Origin of the sequence: Cohnella massiliensis (genome assembly GCF_900169535.1) — a bacterium.
GTDB classification, from domain to species: Bacteria; Bacillota; Bacilli; order Paenibacillales; family Paenibacillaceae; genus Cohnella; species Cohnella algarum.
Window position 1 is genome coordinate 310,820 of sequence record NZ_LT821258.1, and the last position, 16,110, is coordinate 326,929.

Annotated in this window: 18 protein-coding genes and 1 riboswitch; of the genes, 1 reads left to right on the top strand and 17 read right to left on the bottom strand. The window is 57.9% G+C overall.

Annotated features, from left to right (window positions below; translation table 11 throughout):
- Window positions 1-123: 123 nt before the first annotated feature.
- Window positions 124-167, bottom strand: a riboswitch (PreQ1 riboswitch).
- Between the two features lie 101 nt (window positions 168-268).
- From B7E11_RS11040 to zwf, 10 genes are all read right to left on the bottom strand, one after another.
- Complete coding sequence (locus tag B7E11_RS11040; RefSeq protein ID WP_080834333.1) at window positions 269-1,084, bottom strand: metallophosphoesterase; 816 nt, start codon at window positions 1,082-1,084, stop codon at window positions 269-271.
- 12 nt (window positions 1,085-1,096) lie between these two features.
- Window positions 1,097-2,059, bottom strand: coding sequence for an ABC transporter ATP-binding protein (locus tag B7E11_RS11045; protein ID WP_139787148.1), 963 nt, complete (start codon window positions 2,057-2,059; stop codon window positions 1,097-1,099).
- Entirely contained in the window at window positions 2,056-3,039 is a 984-nt protein-coding gene (locus B7E11_RS11050; RefSeq protein WP_080834336.1) for an ABC transporter ATP-binding protein, read from the bottom strand. Before B7E11_RS11050 ends, B7E11_RS11045 begins: the two co-directional genes overlap by 4 nt.
- 11 nt (window positions 3,040-3,050) lie before the next feature.
- Window positions 3,051-3,869 carry an ABC transporter permease gene (locus B7E11_RS11055; protein ID WP_080834338.1) on the bottom strand — a complete coding sequence of 273 codons (819 nt, stop codon included), beginning with the start codon at window positions 3,867-3,869 and terminating at the stop codon, window positions 3,051-3,053.
- Between the two features lie 6 nt (window positions 3,870-3,875).
- Complete coding sequence (locus B7E11_RS11060) at window positions 3,876-4,820, bottom strand: ABC transporter permease (RefSeq protein ID WP_080834341.1); 945 nt, start codon at window positions 4,818-4,820, stop codon at window positions 3,876-3,878.
- 15 nt (window positions 4,821-4,835) lie between these two features.
- Entirely contained in the window at window positions 4,836-6,401 is a 1,566-nt protein-coding gene (locus tag B7E11_RS11065; RefSeq protein WP_245809679.1) for an ABC transporter substrate-binding protein, read from the bottom strand.
- Window positions 6,402-6,458: 57 nt separating this feature from the next.
- Window positions 6,459-7,193 carry an MBL fold metallo-hydrolase gene (locus B7E11_RS11070; protein ID WP_080834345.1) on the bottom strand — a complete coding sequence of 245 codons (735 nt, stop codon included), beginning with the start codon at window positions 7,191-7,193 and terminating at the stop codon, window positions 6,459-6,461.
- A 22-nt stretch (window positions 7,194-7,215) separates the two neighbouring features.
- Window positions 7,216-8,073, bottom strand: coding sequence for a MurR/RpiR family transcriptional regulator (locus B7E11_RS11075; RefSeq protein WP_080834347.1), 858 nt, complete (start codon window positions 8,071-8,073; stop codon window positions 7,216-7,218).
- A complete protein-coding gene (locus B7E11_RS11080; protein ID WP_245809680.1) occupies window positions 8,036-8,815 on the bottom strand; it encodes an HAD family hydrolase in 780 nt (259 codons plus the stop codon). Before B7E11_RS11080 ends, B7E11_RS11075 begins: the two co-directional genes overlap by 38 nt.
- A gap of 225 nt (window positions 8,816-9,040) precedes the next feature.
- Window positions 9,041-10,591 carry a glucose-6-phosphate dehydrogenase gene (gene zwf, locus B7E11_RS11085; protein ID WP_080834348.1) on the bottom strand — a complete coding sequence of 517 codons (1,551 nt, stop codon included), beginning with the start codon at window positions 10,589-10,591 and terminating at the stop codon, window positions 9,041-9,043.
- Window positions 10,592-10,789: 198 nt separating this feature from the next.
- On the opposite strand from zwf, the gene B7E11_RS11090 reads away from it, so the two are divergent.
- Window positions 10,790-11,155, top strand: a complete 366-nt coding sequence (locus B7E11_RS11090; RefSeq protein ID WP_080834350.1) for a hypothetical protein — start codon at window positions 10,790-10,792, stop codon at window positions 11,153-11,155.
- Between the two features lie 147 nt (window positions 11,156-11,302).
- Here B7E11_RS11090 and B7E11_RS11095 read toward each other — a convergent pair whose 3' ends face one another.
- The 7 genes from B7E11_RS11095 to B7E11_RS11125 form a co-directional block, all read right to left on the bottom strand.
- Complete coding sequence (locus B7E11_RS11095; RefSeq protein ID WP_080834351.1) at window positions 11,303-11,956, bottom strand: response regulator; 654 nt, start codon at window positions 11,954-11,956, stop codon at window positions 11,303-11,305.
- Window positions 11,916-12,983, bottom strand: coding sequence for a sensor histidine kinase (locus B7E11_RS11100; protein WP_080834353.1), 1,068 nt, complete (start codon window positions 12,981-12,983; stop codon window positions 11,916-11,918). Before B7E11_RS11100 ends, B7E11_RS11095 begins: the two co-directional genes overlap by 41 nt.
- 12 nt (window positions 12,984-12,995) lie before the next feature.
- Complete coding sequence (gene liaF / locus B7E11_RS11105) at window positions 12,996-13,637, bottom strand: cell wall-active antibiotics response protein LiaF (protein WP_176220696.1); 642 nt, start codon at window positions 13,635-13,637, stop codon at window positions 12,996-12,998.
- 174 nt (window positions 13,638-13,811) lie between these two features.
- Window positions 13,812-14,516: a PspA/IM30 family protein gene (locus B7E11_RS11110; RefSeq protein ID WP_080834357.1), complete on the bottom strand. Its 705-nt coding sequence runs from the start codon at window positions 14,514-14,516 to the stop codon at window positions 13,812-13,814.
- A 4-nt stretch (window positions 14,517-14,520) separates the two neighbouring features.
- Window positions 14,521-15,030 (bottom strand): PspC domain-containing protein, encoded by a 510-nt coding sequence (locus B7E11_RS11115; protein ID WP_080834359.1) that lies wholly within the window; start codon window positions 15,028-15,030, stop codon window positions 14,521-14,523.
- A 3-nt stretch (window positions 15,031-15,033) separates the two neighbouring features.
- Window positions 15,034-15,702 (bottom strand): PspA/IM30 family protein, encoded by a 669-nt coding sequence (locus B7E11_RS11120; RefSeq protein ID WP_080834360.1) that lies wholly within the window; start codon window positions 15,700-15,702, stop codon window positions 15,034-15,036.
- A 33-nt stretch (window positions 15,703-15,735) separates the two neighbouring features.
- Window positions 15,736-16,032, bottom strand: a complete 297-nt coding sequence (locus B7E11_RS11125) for a LiaF transmembrane domain-containing protein (RefSeq protein WP_080834362.1) — start codon at window positions 16,030-16,032, stop codon at window positions 15,736-15,738.
- Window positions 16,033-16,110 lie beyond the last annotated feature (78 nt).

The window sequence follows — 16,110 nt, forward strand, 5'->3', positions numbered from 1 at the left end:
TCCCTTTGGATGAAGAGAGAGATTCTTGCGCCGGTTGCTCCCAAAACTAAAGAATCGGCGCGAAGCTTTAAAGACCAGCTTCGCGCCGAACGCCAAAACGACGTCACCCTGACGGGCCGTCGCTAAGGGATAGTTTTTTATAGAGGGAGTTCGCGAACCTCTCCCGGCAAGCGCGACTTCGGGTTATCGAAGCCGGGGCCGGAATTCTTCTTTAGTTGTCTTTCGTACTATATCATAGCGGACGAAAGAAGGGAACCGGAAGTTATCCTCATTCAATGGCAATGATTTGCATGCAGTTCCGGATTTCCCGGCGCGCGTCCGCTTCCTTCCATTCTCTGCGGTATCCCAGGCAAGCGCAAATCATTTCCGTCCCCCGCTCGGCATGCCGCTTCCGGTAATGGACATGGCCCATGATCCCGTAGCGCACGCCGTACTTCTCATACAGCGCCGCATACTCCGCGCTCCCCAAAAACGCGTTGAAGTATTCCCACTGCGGATGAGGCATCGGAACCTTGAAATAGGGATGCGTCAGCATATGCGTCACCATGATGACCTGTTTTCCCCGGTATTCGGAAAGCTCCCGCTCCAGCCCTTCATAGAAGTACCGGTGGATGTCGCGGTTGCTTCTTCCCCAGTCGACGTACAGGCTGTCCTGCCAGGTACGGTCCGGGGTCCGCATTTTCTCGAAATCGCCAAACCCGTACTTGTCCTCGCCCAGCGTATAATCGTACCAGCCGGAGTTTCCGATGACGACCCAATCTTCGTTCAGCGCCCGGGGCGACTCGCTCAAGCATCCGTCGTACGTCCGAAACTGCCCGTATATTTCCCACGTGTCCGTTATTCCGTTCTCTTTGCTCCAATAATCGTGGTTGCCGGGAACGAACAAAACCGGGATGCCGCTCGCGTCCCGCAAGCCGTTCAACACCTTCAGGCTGAGGCGGACATCGTTCGAAATATCCCCGGCAATGATCAAGGCGTCCAGCCGGCTTTCGTCGACGACTTCCAGCAGCGCCTGTTCGACGGACGGCTCTCCCGCCTGTTCGTTCAGATCGACATGAAGATCCGATATGACTCCGATGCGCATTTGAATCTCCTCCTATACCAAATGACAGCTGACCATCCGGCCCGTTCCGTGCGCTCGCAACGCGGGGGCGGATTGCCTGCATCGGTCGGTCGCTTGCGGACAGCGAGGGTGAAACGCGCAGCCCTCCGGGGGATGGGCCGGACTCGGCATATCTCCCTTCAGTACGATTCGTTCCCTCTCCCGCTCCCGGATGCGGGGAACGGCCGAAAACAGCGCCCGGGTATACGGATGAAGCGGTTCGCCCCCCGTTTCGGCGACGTCGAAAATCTCGACGATTTTTCCCAGGTACATCACCGCGATCCGGTCGCTCATATATTGAACGACGTTCAAGTCATGCGAGATAAACAGATACGTCAAACCGAACGACCGCTGCAGCTCTTTGAGCAAATTCAGGATTTGCGACTGGATGGAAACGTCCAGCGCGGACACCGCTTCGTCGACGACGATGAATTCGGGATTCAGAACGAGCGCGGTGGCGATGCCGACCCGCTGTCTTTGACCGCCGCTCAACTCATGAGGGTACCGCTTCAGATAGCTCGAATCCAGACCGACGCGCTCCAGCGTTTGGTCGACGATCTTTTTCCGCGTCTGCTTGTCCCCGATCCGGTGAATGATCAACGGCTCCTCGAGAATCCAGCCGATCGGCTTCTTCGGATTCAGGGAAGCGTACGGATCCTGAAACACGATTTGCAGTTCGCGGCGAAACGGCTTCATCTGCCGTCCGGACAAATTCGCAACGTTCCGGTCCCGATAATAAATATCGCCTCCCGAACGTTCCAGCAGCCGTACGAGCATCTGGCCGGTCGTCGACTTGCCGCACCCGCTTTCCCCGACCAGGCCGAACGTTTCCCCTTCGCGAATTTGGAACGACACGCCGTCCACGGCTTTGACGAAGCGCGGCCGCTCCCTTAAGCCCTGCCGCGGCATCGGATAATATTTGGACAGCCCTTCCACCCGAATGAGGTCCGGCTTCATCGGCTCGCCTCCTTGTCCGCGTACAGATGGCATCGCACCCGATGGTGGGCCGCCCTCCGCTCCAGCGCCGGCAAGCGGGTCGCGCATTCCGGCTCCGCATGGGCGCAGCGTCCGGCGAACGGGCAGCCGCCTTTCCGCTCGGCCAGCGAAGGAACCCTTCCGGGTATGGTGTACAACGGCGCGCCTCTTTGGCCGATATCGGGAATGGACTTCAGCAGGCCGATCGTATACGGATGCAGCGGACGATCCAGCAGCTCCTTCACGGGGGCCTCCTCGACGATATAGCCGGCATACATGACGATGACCCGGTCGCAGATTTCGCGAATGACGCCCAGATCGTGCGAGATGAACATCATCGCCGCACCCGCGTTCTCTTTCATCTCCCGCAGCAAATCGAGAATTTGCGCCTGAATGGTCACGTCCAGCGCAGTCGTCGGCTCGTCGGCGATCAGAAGCTGCGGCTTGCAGATCATCGCCATCGCGATCATGATCCGCTGCCTCATCCCTCCCGACAATTGGTGCGGGTATTCGCGGTACAAATGCTCCGTTCGGGACAGCCCGACCTTCCTCATCATGTCCAGGGCGAGATTTTTGGCTTCCCGTTTCGAAACGGGCAGATGGGTCGACGCCGCCTCGGCAATTTGCCGGCCGACCGGAATAAGCGGATTCAGGGCCGTCATCGGATCCTGAAAAATCATCGCGACTTGCTTTCCGCGGACCGAACGCCAGTCTTCCGGCGTCAAGCCGTTCAGGATTTTGCCGTTTAGCCGGGCCTCCCCGCCGGACACGGCCGCCCCCTTGGGCAATAACCCCATGACGGACAAGGCGGTCAAGCTTTTCCCGCAGCCGGATTCCCCGACAATCCCGAGCGCTTCCCGATCCCGAACGGCAAACGAAATCTCCCGCAGCGCCGGGTAGCTTTCCTGTCCGGCGGAAAAAGCAACCTGGTAGTTCTGCAGCTCCAACAATGCCGGCGCCATGCGCGCACCTCCTACTTCTTCTTGTCGTACAAATCCCGGATGCCGTCGCCGAGCAGATTAAACCCGAGCACCATCGCCGTGATGACCCCGCCGGTGATCAAAACATACCATGGCGCGTTCACCAGGTACGGTTGGGCTTCGCTCAGCATGCGGCCCCAGCTCGGATCCGGAGGCTGCACGCCGATGCCGAGATAGCTGAGCCCCGCTTCGGCCAATACCGCGCCGGAGAACCCCAGCGTGGCCGCCACGATGAGGGGGGAAGCCATGTTGGGGAGAATATGCAGAAAGATGATCCGCCACGGCCCCGCACCTTTCGCGACGGAAGCCTTGACGAAATCGAACTCCTTGACCTGGATGAATCCGCTTCGGGCAATCCGCGTAAAGGAGGGAATGCTCATCATGCCGAGCGCCGCGATCGTGATGTTAAGCCCCGGCCCGAACACGGACACGAACATGATCGCCAGCAAAATGCCGGGAAAAGCGAGCATCGCGTCGACGATCCGCATGATGACCTCATCGACCCAGCCGCCCAAATAGCCGGCGGCGGCGCCGATCAGCAAGCCGAAGACCAGGCCGATGGAGACGGAGCTGAAGCCGATCAGAAAGGCCGTCCGCGCTCCTTCCATGATCCGGCTGAAAATATCGCGGCCGAAATTGTCCGTTCCCCATAGATGGGCCGGCTGGGGAGGCGCCAGACGCATTGCGGTATTCATTTCATTCGGCTCGTAAGGGGTGTAGAACAAGCCGACCAGCGCGAAGAGCAGCAGCGAAACGACGAGAAATCCGCCGATGACCAACGGTTTGCTTTTCAACCACAGTTTCAGATTCATCGTCTCTCACCTTTTCAATCGAATGCGGGGATCGATGACTTTATACAGAATATCGACCGCGAAATTGATGCCGACCACCAGAACGGCGATATACAGAACCAGCGATTGGACCAAAGGCAAATCCCGCGTTCCGATCGACGTAATCAGCAGGTTGCCAAGTCCCGGAAGCGCGAACACGTTCTCTACGACGATGCTGCCTCCGAGCGTTTCGGCGATCAGCAGGCCGACGATGGTGACGACCGGAATGAGGGCGTTGCGCAGCAGGTGCCGGTACATGATCGCGCTCTCTCGCAGCCCTTTGCTCCTGGCGGTCCGCACGTAATCCATCGTCGCCTGGTCGAGCAGCGTATTTCGCAAATAGCGGACGACGACGGCGATGGAGGGAATCGCGAGCGCAAGGGACGGCAAAAACAGCGAACGGATCGTGCCCGCCGGATCCTGGCTCCAGGGAACGTAGCCATAGGTCGGAAACAGCCTGAACGTTACGGAGAAAAGCAGAATCAAGAGAAAAGCGAGCCAGAAAGACGGAACGGATACGCCGAGCTGGGTAAAAGCCGAGATCAGCACCGAGGATAATTTGCCGTCTTTTCGGGCGACATAAATGCCGAGGGGCAGACCGATCGCCAAGGTCAACCCCAGGGAGAAGAGCGCCAGCGAAATTGTGACCGGCAGGCGCTCCGCCAAAATTTCCGACACCGGCCGCTGGTAGCGCAGCGAATCGCCGAGATCGCCGGAAACGGCATTGGCCATCCACGTCCAATAACGCTCCCCGACAGGACGATCAAGCCCCATGTCCTGCCGGAGAGCGGCCAGCTGGTACGGATCGGCGTCCACGCCCAGAACGATCTGGGCGGGATCTCCCGGCAGCACCTGAAACACCAGAAACGTGATGACCGAGACGAGCAATACCGTAGCCGCCAGCGTAAACGACTTGCGAATATAAAATCTCAAGGCCGCTTCCCCTGCTTATTCGGCATAGTACATTTCGGCGAAGTCGTACTTCTGGACCGGGTACGTTTTAAATCCGTGCAGGTTCGATTTCATCGCCACCGTGCGGCTCGGATCCATAATAAAGACAGCGGCCGCCTGTTCGGTCAGAACGGTTTGCGCTTCCTTGTACAGCGCGGCGCGCTTGGTTTCGTCCAGCTCCGTGCGGCCTTCGTTGACCAAACGGTCGAATTCGTCGTTGCTGAACTTGAAGAAATTTTTCGGATAGGTCGTCTCGTATCGGCCCAGCACTTCGTGCGGATCCAGCTTGCCCGTCAATCCGACGATCGTGGCCTCGTATTTCGCGTTGTTGTAGACGTCCTCCAGCCAGCTGCTCCATTCGATTTGCTTGATTTCGGCCCGAATGCCGACCTGTTTCAGCTGTTCCGCGATCACCTGGGCCGTATCGACATGGAATTGATAGTTCGACGGAACCGTGATCGTCAGATCGAACCCGTTCTCGTATCCCGCTTCCCGCAGCAGCTGCTTGGCTTGCTCGGCGTTAAACGAATACCTGTCCTCCAGCCCTTCCTGATAGTACATCTTCATCGCGGGACTCATGTTCGAGCCCAGCTTCGTTCCGTTCCCCTCGGCCACCGTCTCGATGATGACGTCCTTGTCGATCGCGTAGTTGATCGCCTGGCGAACCTTCGCGTCATCCAGCGGCTTCACGGAATTGTTCAGCGCCATCAGTTGAACCATGTTCTGCGGGCCGGAGACGAGGGTGAAGCTTTCCCCGAGCTGAAGCGCGCCTTGAGCGCTGACGCCCGGAACCATGTCGATGTCGCCGGACTGCAGGGCGAGAATCGAAGAGTTGACGTCGGGCATGATTTTGAATTCGACCCGATCCAGCTTCGGCGCGCGCTCCGGGTCGTAAAATTGCTCGTTCTTTTCGAGCGCCAGCTGCTGTCCCGGGGTGTATTCGACAAACTTGAAGGGGCCGGCGCCGACCGGATGCTCGCTTTGCTTCTCGTAATCTTTCGGCACGATGGCGATGATGTTGGCGGAGAGGAAGGCGGCATCCCGCTCTTTCAGCTTGACGGTCACCGTATAGTCGTCGGGCGTTTCGATGCTTCCGATGCCGGAGAACTTGGAGGACAGCGGCTCCTGGCCGTTCAGGCCCGCGAGCTTGGCGTACGAATAATACACGTCCTCCGAGGTGAGCGCGGACCCGTCATGGAACGTCACGCCTTGCCTCAAGGCAAACGTGTACGTCAACCCGTCCTCCGACACTTGATACGACTCCGCGATGGCCGGAACGAGCTCGTTGTTTTCGCCCGCTTCGAACAAGCCGTCGAACACGTTGTCCATCATCGAGCCGGTATCCGTCGCTGCCGACAGGTAAGGATCCAGATTGTCCGGTTCCGTCGCCATCGCCACCCGGACGGTTCCTCCGGAAGACGGGCTGTTCGTGCCGCCGTCCGCCGATGCCTGGGATTGCGGCGTCTCCGACGAGCCGGAAACGGGACTAGCGGACGGAGTATTCGTGCCGCATCCCGAAACGATCACCGTCGACAAGGTCAAAGCGAACAAACCTCTCCTCATGTTCATCTTCCAAGTCATTTTCAATCATGCCCCTTTCGGAATAGTCCGTTGAATTCCTTAGATGTTCAGCTTCATTCCGCCAAAAGCCAGCCTTGTCTGTCCGTCGAACCGTGAGGAGGCTTCCGCCTCCAGTTGGCGAAGATCGCCGTAATGGGGAAAATGCGTCAGCACCAACTGGCCGGGCTTGGCCAAAGCCGCGATCTCGCCCGCCTCCCCCGCCGTCAGATGCCCCCGCATCGCGCCCTTCTGCCAATCGTAGAAGCTGCTCTCCAGCACCAGCACGTCCGCCTGGCGGGAGAACTCGACGATGCTGTCGCAATATCCCGTGTCGCTGGAGTACACGAGCGATTTGCCGTCAGCGGCGGTCACTTTGACCGCGCAGCAAGGAACTTCGTGCACGTTCTCGGAAAATTCCAGCGTCAGTTCGCCGATTTGCACCTTCTGCCGAAGATCGATCGGATGCACTCTGACGCATTCGGGAAATTGAAACCCGAGCTTGTCCGGATCTTCTCCGTAAACGTAAACGTCCAGCGGCTTCGAACGTTTTCCGGTTTGCATCAGAACCAGAGCGGCGAATTCCAGCGTCAACGCGTCCGCGATATGATCCGCATGCGTATGCGTGATAAAGACCGCGTCCAACTGTTCCAACGGCACCTCGTTTTGCAGCCTGGACAAGACGCCGCTGCCGCAATCGAGCAGAATCGACAGTTCCCCGCGCTTGATCAAATAACCCGAAGTCGCTTCGTTTGGGGCCGGGTACGCTCCCCAGCAGCCGATTACCGTTAATTCCATGCCCGCTTCCTTCCCGCGATGGTCACTTTGTTTTATTCATCCATTCGAAGCTGTCCTGAAATTCCTTGAACATCAGCTCCATTTTCTCCAAATGGCGTTTCACCCTATCTTTCTCCAAATACGAAATCTCGTTAATGATGGCGCCCACGACCGACAGCGGCGCGGTGTATGAATCCAGAAACCCGGTGGATTTGCATTCCGCCAGCAGCGTCAGATCGGCCAGCTTCGCAAAGGGCGACAAGCTGGAGTCGGTCAGCGCGATCACCCGTGCCTCCTGTTCCTTGGCCAGCTTGGACACTTTCAAGGTTTTGGAGCAATAGCGGGGAAAACCGCTGACAAAAACGACATCGCCGGAACGAATGTACGTTGCGTACTCGGCAACACCTCCTTGCGGAATCAACTCGCAATTGCCCAGCATATATTTCAAAACGAATTGAAAAAACGCCGTGACCGACAAGCCCAGCCTCCACCCGGCGATCCAGATGCGGTCGGCATCCAGCAGCAGCCTTGCGGCCTGATGAATCCGGGCTTTATCGGTTTGCTGCATCGTTTCCCGAATATTCTGCATTTCCTGGGCAAAATGCTTCTCCAGCCAGGACTCCTCCTGACGGGTTGTCGATTGCATGAAATTGTAGACGGCCCGCTGATCCTTGATCACGAATTGCTGCAATTCCTGATGCATGTCGGAAAACCCGGAATACGAAAGCGCCTGGGCCAACCGATGAACCGTCGCCTCGCTGACGCCCGATTTCTCCGCGATTTTTTGGGCCGATTGCAGCGCCGCGTCCTGGATATGGCTCTGAATGTAATGCGCCGCCCGTTTCTGCCCCGGGCTTAAAACGTCAAACGTTTCCTGAATTCGTTCCAATATGGTCGACATGTCGTTCTCCCTCGCTTAACGACGGGCTGCCGACTCCCTGCAGTTGACTCAAATAGGCGGCGACCTCCCGAATGCTGGAGATGACCCGATCGTAATTCAACTCCTCGATGCCTCTCGTTCCGTACGGATTGATCAGCAGGCAGTCCATGCCGGCTTGACGCGAACCGACGACGTCATCGTAGTAATTGTCGCCGACATACAGCGACTGCTCCGCGGTCGCGCCGCTTTCGGACAGGGCGATTTCGAAGATGGCCGGATCCGGTTTTTCGATGCCGATTTCCGAGGAAATAATCGCGAAGTCGAACTCTTCGTCAAGCCTGTTCGCCTTCAGCACTTCGCGAGCGGTCCCGTCCCAGTTGGAGATGAGGCCCAGCCGGTAGCCCGCTTCCTTCAACGAGCGCAAGGTCGGCTTGCTGAAATCGAACGCCGTCCACCGCATTCCTTCTTCTTTCGCCGCCTTTTGCTGCAAAGAGATCACTTCCTCGATGGGAAGCGAGAGCCCCAAATAGTAGTTCAAGACGCCGATATACCAGGGCAGAAAGTGACGGCTGTCCTTGCCGAGCACCCCCCGGTATTCCCGCATGAACAGCTTGTCCGCCAAATGATAGGCGATCGTGATTTCATCCCGGGTTTTGACGATTCCGAGCGTCTCCAGCGTTTTCCGATAGATGTCTTCGCGGTTGGTTTTGACCAGGGTATAGCCGAGATCGAACCACAAGTACCGAATCATAGGGCTGTTCATCACTGCTCCCGATTGAAGGATTTCCTTCATTTTTGTCAAAATGTTCTCCAAGCTTCATTGCCCCTTCATCATAAAGGCCGTATATTCGGCGAAAATCAACTTAAATTGCGGTTTTCGTAAAAAATCGAAACGGACCTGGCGCTTCGGCGATCGACGCGCGGTCAAAAAAAAGCATCCGCCCAAGGCCGCGTTCGGCCAGGGAGGATGCTTTCCTCGTGCTCGGTTTTACTTTGTGTTCGTGACCCAGATGACATTGTCTTCGTCCTGTCCGTTGACCGGCCACCAGAAGAAGCCGTCCCGGCTCAGCAGCTCGTCGGCCTGCGCGGGTCCCCACGTGCCGGCGGGATACGTCGCCACGCGTTCCGGCGCCTGGCGCCAGGCGGCGGCGATCGGATCGACCAATTGCCAAGCGGCGGCCAGCTCGTCCCAACGGGTGAAATACGTGGAATCGCCGCGGGCGGCGTCGTAGATCAACCGCTCGTAAGCTTCCGGCGTGTTGATGCCGACCTGGCAGCTTTGGCAAAATTCCATCGCCACCGGCTGGATCGTCATATCGTTGCCGGGCTTTTTGGCGTTGATTTTAATGTAGATGCCTTCCATCGGGTTGACCCGGATGACGAGCAGGTTCGGCTGCAGCTGGCTGCGGCTTGCGAACAGCACATTGTTCGGCACGTTTTTGAACTCGATCACGATCTCGGTCGATTTGACCGGGAGGCGCTTGCCGGTGCGCACGTAGAACGGCACGCCCGCCCAGCGGAAATTGTCCACGAACAGCCGAGCGGCGAAAAACGTCTCGGTTGTCGAGTCGGACGGAACCGAATCCTCGTTGCGATAGCCCTTGACCGCTTGTCCCCGGAACTGGCCGTCGGTGTACTGCGCCCGCACGACGTCCTGTTCCACTTCTTCGGCAGAGCGGAAATTCCGGACGGAACGGAGCACCTTGACCTTTTCGTCATGAATATCTTCGGGATCGAGACGGCTCGGCGGCTCCATGGCGATCATCGTCAGCATCTGAAGCATGTGGTTCTGCACCATGTCGCGCAGCGCCCCGGACTTATTGTAGTAGGCGCCCCGCTCCTCGACGCCGACCGTCTCGGCGAGCGTGATTTGCACGTTCGCGATGTGGTTATTGTTCCAAAGCGGCTCGAAAAACGCATTGGCAAACCGGATGACCTGGATGTTCTGCACCATTTCCTTGCCGAGATAATGGTCGATCCGGAACACTTCCTCTTCCCGGAAAACGTGGCGAATTTCTTCGTTCAGCTTTTCGGCGGACGGATAGTCGTAGCCGAACGGCTTCTCGATGACGAGCCGGTGCCAGCCTTTGCTTTCCAGCATGCCGCCGTCGCGAAGGTTGCGCGATACGGCGCCGAACAGCTCCGGGGCCAGCGCCAAATAAAACAAGCGATTGCCCGGAATCGAATAGCGGGCTTCCAGCGCTTCCGTGGACGCCTTCAGCTCGCGGAAGCCGTCGACGTTTCCGATGTCCAGCGGGTGATAGGAGAAATGCGCCGCAAAGGCTTGCCAATTGGCGTCATCGGGCTTGTACCGGCAAAATTCGCGGATCGACTCGTACACGTCGTCCCGGAACTGCTCGTCCGTGCGCGCGCGGCGCGCAAGCCCGACGACGGCGAACCGTTCGCCCAGCTTTCCTTCGAGATAAAGGCTATACAAAGCGGGGAACAGCTTGCGCCGGGCCAGGTCGCCCGTCGCGCCGAAAATAAAATAGACAGCGCCGTCAGCCGCGGCGGTCGTCTCAATGGTTTTATCCGTCATGTTCCTCATCTTCCATTTTCCGAAATTTGAATACACGTACTGTAGTTTATCACACTTAAACGCCGTTTGCTATCGGATTCAAACCATCGCTTTTTCCGCTTCTGCCGGCGGCTTTTCGCGCGACTGGGTACGCGTCCATGCGCAGGAGCCCGCGGGTGAATATACTGGTTCCGAACGAGGTTCAAGGGGGTGAAGGGGATGGATGATCATATTCCGGCTGACGAAAAGAACCTTCTGAAGCTCAGGGGGCATCCGGTATGCGTCGTCATGAACGACGGCGCCCGGTATTACGGCCTGTTGACCGGCTGCGCGAAGGGAAAAGTGGTGCTGAACGGCGATATCGACGAGGAACCGGAGGCCGATCGCACGCAAGCGAAGCCGAAGCCGGCCAAAAAACGCTCCGCCGGCCGGACGCGGCGGAAAGCCGGCATTCGGACGGAGTCCGACTCCGCGGGCGGACCTCCCCCTGCGAATCCGTATTGGGGAGCGCTCGAACTCGAGCCCGTTTCCCGTACGAAAATCGTGCTGCCGCTCGACCCCATCGAAGCGGTTCTGCTGCTCTAGCCGGCGGGGCCGTCGGCGCCCGCCCACGACCGGGACGCTCGCCCGCGTCCGGGCCGTCGAAATGCCGCCGCCCCGCAATCCGGGCGTGATTGCGGGGCGGCGCGGCCATCCAGATATGGCTGGTTATGTACGGCATAAACGCCGATCTTATTTGGCGATTCCGTTTCGGTGGGCATAGATGGCAGCTTGCGTGCGATCCTCGACTCCGAGCTTGCCGAACAAATTCGTCAAATGGTACTTTACCGTCTTGATGCCGATAAACAGTTCGTCGGCGATTTCCTGGTTCGATTTTCCTTGGGCGATCAGCTGCAATACTTCCATTTCCCGATCGGTCAATTCCTCGTGCGGCATGGAGGATGCCGAAACCGGCTTGCGGAACCGGTTCATCATTTTGGAAGCGACCTGGGACTCGAGCACGGCCTGGCCGCGGGCGGCCGCCCGGATGGCATCCGCGATTTCGGAAGCGCGCGACGTTTTGAGCAAATAGCTGAAGGCGCCGGCTTCGATGACCGGATACATCTTCTCGTCGTCGAGATAACTCGTCAGGACGATGACGCGGCAATTCGGGTGTTCTTCCAGAAGCCGGCGCGTCGTCTCGATGCCGTCCATCCCTTCCATCACCAAGTCCATCAGCACGACATCCGGATTATAGGCTTTGGCCAGACGCAAGCCTTCGGCTCCGTTGCCGGCCTCGCCTACGACCTCGATGCCGTCTTCGGTCCCCAGCACGGCCGCCAGTCCGATTCGGACCATTTCATGGTCATCCACCAGCAGGACTCGGATCGGATTGTACTCCGCCATCGTTCCAACCTCTTTCTTCCGCCGTTATCGGCACTCTGATTTCGATTCTCGTCCCCTTGCCCGGGGCGCTTGCCACGTTAAAGGAGCCGCCGAGCTCGTTCGCCCTCTCCTCCATGCTGACCAGGCCGTAAGACGTCTGTTTCTTCTCCAAAACGTCGAAACCGACGCCGTTGTCGCGAATCGCCAGCCTTACCGAGTCTCCGCGGCGGTGCAGGGCGATGTCCATCTTCGTGGCTTTGGCATGGCGCAGCGTGTTGGACAGCGCCTCCTGCACCATGCGGAACAGGTGATTCTCCATTCCTTTATTAAGCGGCAAATCCTCGTCCATATCCAACGAAATATTTACCGGCACCTTGGCCTGCATTTCCTTTACAAGTTCCGGAATCGCATCGGCCAGCCGCTTGCCGTCGAGATGGACCGGACGCAAATGAAGCAGCAGCGCCCGCATTTCGGACTGGGCGACGGCGGCCATTTCCTCGATCAGTTCGACTTGCCGCCTCGCCCGGTCGAAATCCTGCTCGAGCGTCCGGCCGACCGCGGTGGCCGTCATGGAAATAGCAAAAAGCTGCTGGCTGACCGCGTCATGCAGTTCCCTCGCCAGCCGCTGCCGTTCTTCGATCACCGCGCTCGTCCGCACCTTCACCGCAAGCTCCGTATTGTTGGTCGAAAGGCGCTGCAGCGTCGCCACCTGCTCTTCCCACTTTCGGCTGATGCGCGACAGCTGTTCCGCCAATCGGCCGATTTCATCCTTGCCCATGTCGGGCAGCGGAGGCGCCGGATTCCCCTTTTCGAGCATGAGCATCGAATCGCGCATCCATTCGAGCCGGTTCCGGATCGGATAACTCCGGTAAAATCCGTATGCCGCCCCCGCAACGATGAGGACGCCGATCGCCGTTAACCCGAAGGAGATGATCGTCGACCAGGACTCGAAGGGAGCGGCAAGATCCTGACTTTCCAATAAATATACGATGACGAAACCGATGCCGAGGGAAAATAAAACGGTTTCGCCCATATGACGCCACACCATTCCTTATCCCTCCTACATCTGCCGAATTCTTATATTCCCTACGAGATAGAACAGCTGGAGTTTCACCTGATGCTCCTTCTGTTCGTAATCCGGGGATCGCCAGACGACTTTCTGGGCGACTCCTCCCTCTTGAATCGCGTTCCAGTGGATCTGGCCGAGCAAAACGGAAGCCTCGATCTGCAGCCCGTAATCTTCCGGAACGATCCATTCGGCGTCGCCGACGATGCCTTGCAGTACGACGGTCGTCTCCCGCTCTTCCGGCACGGCCATCGTCAAGTCCACCCGCGATTCGCCGAACGCGTGCCAATACGCCATCGAGCGGAGAATCCAGGAAGGCTGGTCCAAACGCAGATGCAGCAACAGCCGGTGCCTGCTGACGAAGTTCCCCCCGGCTTGCGGCTTCGTTTTCCTATAAAACAAGCCCAGCGAGATGAGCACGATCGCGACGACCAGGCCGAACTCATTGATGATCAGCGTCAAGACGGCAATCGCGATCAAGACGGCGGCCAACCGATTGCGATCCCTTTTGAACCGGTCCACGCCCAGAACAAGAAGAACGATCGTATTCGCCGTTAAGTAACCCGCGATTCCGCCGAGCATGAGATAGCTGCCGGCCGCGATGAACACAAGCGCCTGATTCGATATCGACTTCAATACGGCCGCACCTCCTCCGCGGTTATCTAACGTTGACTTCGCGGCGAAGGCCATAACGGATTTGCATCCGTCATGGCCCATTCGTACCTTTGTAAGCATACCATATGTTTCCGGCTGTCGGAAACGGTTGCTTTAGCTTTTCTTTAGCCGGATTCCCGGCCGCTCCGTTGTCCCTTATTCATCCGAGGATGCGGTGCTTTGCGCGGGAGCCGAAGGAGCGATACGGCTCTTCAGCGCGGCCAGTTCCTGTTCGACGCGGAACGTTTTTTCCGGATCGACGTTGATCGGAGAAGCGCTGAGCGGCGAGCCCGGCATGCGGACGACGTCGGCTTCGGCTTCCATTTGCATGATTTTTTCTTCCATCCGGTGGAAGCCGCGGGCGGCGGAGCCGCTTTCGATCGTGTGAAGCGAGCTGATTTGAGCCATTTGCTTGCGGGCTTTTGCCATTTGGGCGCGGGCCGAAAGCTCGTTGCGCTTGTTGCGAAGCTTGTAGTACTCGTCCTTCATTTCGTGCAGCTGCGTCGTCAGCTCGCTCACTTGGGCTTGCGCCTGATCGTGCAGGCCGAGCACGTCGTTCGCTTGCTTGTCGTAGTAAACTTTCTCTTCCAGAAGCTTGCGGGCAAGCGTTTCGTTGCCGGCGCGCAGCGCTTGTTCGGCTTGCGATTCGCGTTCGGCGCCGATGCGGATCGCCTCGTCGAGGCGCTGCTTCAGACGGCGTTCGGCGGCCATTTGCTTGGCGACCGTCACTTCCGCTTCGTGAATTTCTTTTTCCATATCGCGCAAGTATTGGTTCAGCATGACGATCGGGTCCTCTAATTTGTCCAGCATGTCGTGAATGGAAGCCTTCGTCATATCCTTCATCCGTTGAAATACACCCATCTTTTTATTCCCCTTTCGATTGTTCTTCAAATTTGGCAATGCGCGCTTTCAGTTCTTCCAGTTCCTTGCGGAGCGCTTTTTTTTCGATATCTTCCATCATGGCGTCGAGTCCTTCCGTCTCCCGCGGCGTCGCGGAAGGTTGGGGCTTTGCCGCCGTATAACCCGCCGTGCCGCCATAACCGCTTTGTCCGGGGGACCAGCCCTGTCCCGCCGGAGGGGGAGAGCCTGCCGGAGGCGTCCAGCCGTAATTGGTCGGGCCCGGCCGCGTTCCGCCGTTCCAAGGGTCGCCGTACGGGGTGCCGTAGGGACCGGAATTGAATGCGTTATGAGTCGGTTCCTGCGGAATGATGAACCCGGCGATCAAATACACGAACACTAGCGATCCGGCCGAAAAAACGGTGACGACAACAAGCAGGATTCGCAGCAGCGTTGCATCTACGCCCAGAAAATCGGACAGCCCGCCGCAGATGCCGAATATTTTGCGATCTCGGGTCGAACGGTACAATTTGCGCATTCGTTAACCTCCTTGTTGCAGTTTGCGTTTGAGCTGCTCCAGCTCGCGGTCGATCGCGTTCTGGGCGGCCGTTCCCGCGTGATAAGACGTTTCCTGGCCCATTCGGCGCAAATCCCGCAAGCTCTTCGTTTCAAGCTCGATATCGGTCAGGCGGTCGTTCAGCTTGCGGAACATGTTGGCGGGGCCTTCCGCCGCTCCCGGCCCGAATCTCGCGTTAAGCCGCTGCTGCAGCCGCAAGGACTCCATTCGGGCAAGATAAAATTGGCGCTGATCGTACACGAGCCGATATTCGTCTCTCAATTCTTGCAGCAACTGCTCCAGTTCAGCAAGCTCGCCTTTGCTTTGTTCGTAGAGGCCTTCATATCGGATCGCCTTCTCTTCGAAAGCGACTTTATCTTGAAGCGCCATTTTGGCGACATGTTCTTCTCCTGCTTTCAAAGCCGTCAGCGCTTGTTCCTCGCGCCGGTTTTTCCATTGGACGGCATCTTTCCATTGCCTGAGCAGGTGTTCGGTGTGCGCGGCGTATTGGCGCTGCAACTGTTCGCATTGGACGATTTCCTGGTGGGTCGACCACAAAAACTGATCGATCAGGCGGACCGGGTCTTCCGAGTTTTCCAACCTGTCGTTCAAAGTGGCAACGGTCATGTCACGAACCCGTTTGATGACGCTCATATCGCTCCTCCTTCATTAAAAAGTCTGCGTCGACTATATTCGTCTTGTCCGATTACGGGTCAGCATCGTAATTCCGAAAACAATCAGGCCGATCGCGGCGATCCAAAAGATGACGGCGGACAATTTGCCCAGCAGCATGAAACCGCCGATGACCATCAGGATGCCGCCGATAAATCGGTTGCCGTTTCTCCAGCCGATTACGCCCAATCCGATGACGAGCAGCGGAATCAGCAGGCCGATCAAAAATCCGAACAGGTTGCCGAGTTTACCGACTAGCAGCAGGATGCCGATGAGAATGAGCACGATGGCCAATCCGTTTCCTTTTTTCAATGGCTGCACCTCCTTTTTCAGTTCGACGGGCTTGGGGCCAGCCGATTCGTTTACCTCACAAACCCATTGTAAACCGAA

What these genes read in the sequence shown, in the direction of transcription:
- B7E11_RS11095 (WP_080834351.1), bottom strand. Translation starts at nt 11,956, where the DNA reads ATGGCGGAGTACAATCCGATCCGAGTCCTGCTGGTGGATGACCATGAA.
- B7E11_RS11080 (WP_245809680.1), bottom strand. Translation starts at nt 8,815, where the DNA reads ATGAACAGCCCTATGATTCGGTACTTGTGGTTCGATCTCGGCTATACC.
- zwf (WP_080834348.1), bottom strand. Translation starts at nt 10,591, where the DNA reads ATGACGGATAAAACCATTGAGACGACCGCCGCGGCTGACGGCGCTGTC.
- B7E11_RS11115 (WP_080834359.1), bottom strand. Translation starts at nt 15,030, where the DNA reads ATGCGCAAATTGTACCGTTCGACCCGAGATCGCAAAATATTCGGCATC.
- B7E11_RS11090 (WP_080834350.1), top strand. Translation starts at nt 10,790, where the DNA reads ATGGATGATCATATTCCGGCTGACGAAAAGAACCTTCTGAAGCTCAGG.
- B7E11_RS11075 (WP_080834347.1), bottom strand. Translation starts at nt 8,073, where the DNA reads ATGTCGACCATATTGGAACGAATTCAGGAAACGTTTGACGTTTTAAGC.
- B7E11_RS11065 (WP_245809679.1), bottom strand. Translation starts at nt 6,401, where the DNA reads ATGAGGAGAGGTTTGTTCGCTTTGACCTTGTCGACGGTGATCGTTTCG.
- B7E11_RS11040 (WP_080834333.1), bottom strand. Translation starts at nt 1,084, where the DNA reads ATGCGCATCGGAGTCATATCGGATCTTCATGTCGATCTGAACGAACAG.
- B7E11_RS11100 (WP_080834353.1), bottom strand. Translation starts at nt 12,983, where the DNA reads ATGGTGTGGCGTCATATGGGCGAAACCGTTTTATTTTCCCTCGGCATC.
- B7E11_RS11050 (WP_080834336.1), bottom strand. Translation starts at nt 3,039, where the DNA reads ATGGCGCCGGCATTGTTGGAGCTGCAGAACTACCAGGTTGCTTTTTCC.
- B7E11_RS11045 (WP_139787148.1), bottom strand. Translation starts at nt 2,059, where the DNA reads ATGAAGCCGGACCTCATTCGGGTGGAAGGGCTGTCCAAATATTATCCG.
- B7E11_RS11055 (WP_080834338.1), bottom strand. Translation starts at nt 3,869, where the DNA reads ATGAATCTGAAACTGTGGTTGAAAAGCAAACCGTTGGTCATCGGCGGA.
- B7E11_RS11110 (WP_080834357.1), bottom strand. Translation starts at nt 14,516, where the DNA reads ATGGGTGTATTTCAACGGATGAAGGATATGACGAAGGCTTCCATTCAC.
- B7E11_RS11070 (WP_080834345.1), bottom strand. Translation starts at nt 7,193, where the DNA reads ATGGAATTAACGGTAATCGGCTGCTGGGGAGCGTACCCGGCCCCAAAC.
- B7E11_RS11120 (WP_080834360.1), bottom strand. Translation starts at nt 15,702, where the DNA reads ATGAGCGTCATCAAACGGGTTCGTGACATGACCGTTGCCACTTTGAAC.